1 protein-coding gene is annotated in these 1,248 nt (G+C 65.0%); it reads left to right on the top strand.

From position 1 onward, the window contains the following. Positions 1–1,248, top strand: a 1,248-nt coding sequence (locus tag FCL49_RS24555; RefSeq protein ID WP_174355469.1) for a fimbria/pilus outer membrane usher protein, incomplete at both ends; no start/stop codon positions are given.

Raw genomic sequence — 1,248 nt, 5'->3', positions numbered from 1 at the left:
CTCGCCTCCGACGACGAGATGCTGCCCGACAGCCTGCGCGGCTACGCCCCGGTGGTGCGCGGTATCGCCCGTACCAATGCCCAGGTGGTAGTGCGCCAGAACGGCTACGAGATTTACCGTACCTACGTCGCCCCCGGTGCCTTCGTGATTAACGACATGTACCCCACCGGCGGCAGCGGTGACCTGCAGGTCACCATCAAGGAGGCCGACGGCAGCGAACAGCATATCCTGGTGCCCTTTGCCTCCCAGCCGGTGTTGCAGCGCGAAGGCCGGCTCAAGTACAGCCTGACTGGCGGCCAGTACCGCAGTTATGACCGCAGCGTCGACAAAAGCACCCTGCTGCAGGGCACCGCCATTTACGGCCTGCCGTGGAACACCACCCTGTATGGCGGCGTACAGACAGCGCAGCATTACCAGTCTGCGGCCCTCGGCCTCGGCAACAACCTCGGTGACTGGGGCGCCTTCTCGCTGGATGTGACCCAGTCGCGCGCCCAGCCCAAAAACAAGGCGCGCGCCACCGGCCAGTCCTGGCGGGTGCGCTACAGCAAGAACCTGGTGCAGACCGGCACCAACTTCGCCATCGCCGGGTATCGCTACTCCACCGCCGGCTTCTACTCGCTGTCCGAAGTGCTCGACGGCTGGCGCAACAGCAACGCCCCGTTCTGGATGACGGAACGCCGCCGCAACCGCGCCGAACTCAGCATGAACCAACAGCTGTGGCAGGACGCCGGCAGCCTGTCGCTGAGCGCGGTGCGGGAAGACTACTGGAACAGCGACCGCAGCCTGGCCTCCTTCGGGCTGGGCTACAGCAACAGCTGGCGCGGCATCAGCTACGGCGTCAACTGGAGCTACAACCGCAACAGCCAGGGCACCACGCGCAGCAATGACCAACAAATCGCGTTCAACCTCAACGTGCCGCTCAACCTGTGGGACAACAACAACGCTTGGGTCAACTACAGCCTGAACAACACCAAAGGCGGCGCTACCACTCACAACCTGGGGCTGAGCGGCGTGGGGCTGCGTGACAACAGCCTGAGCTGGGGGGTGCAGCAGACCTACGGCACCCGCGGCCAGGGTTATGGCGACAACGCCAACCTCGACTACCGCGGCACCTACGGCGAAGCCACCGCCGGCTACAGCTATGACAAAAACAGTCAGCGCCTGAACTACGGCCTCAACGGCAGCGTGGTCGCCCACCGCAACGGCGTCACGCTCGGTCAGCCGCTGGGGGAAACCGCCGCGCTGGTT

Origin of the sequence: Serratia proteamaculans (assembly GCF_013337185.1) — a bacterium.
Taxonomy (GTDB): Bacteria; Pseudomonadota; Gammaproteobacteria; order Enterobacterales; family Enterobacteriaceae; genus Serratia; species Serratia proteamaculans_D.
Note: the sequence above shows the minus strand (reverse complement) of the source record. Positions and strands in the feature narration are given on the sequence as shown.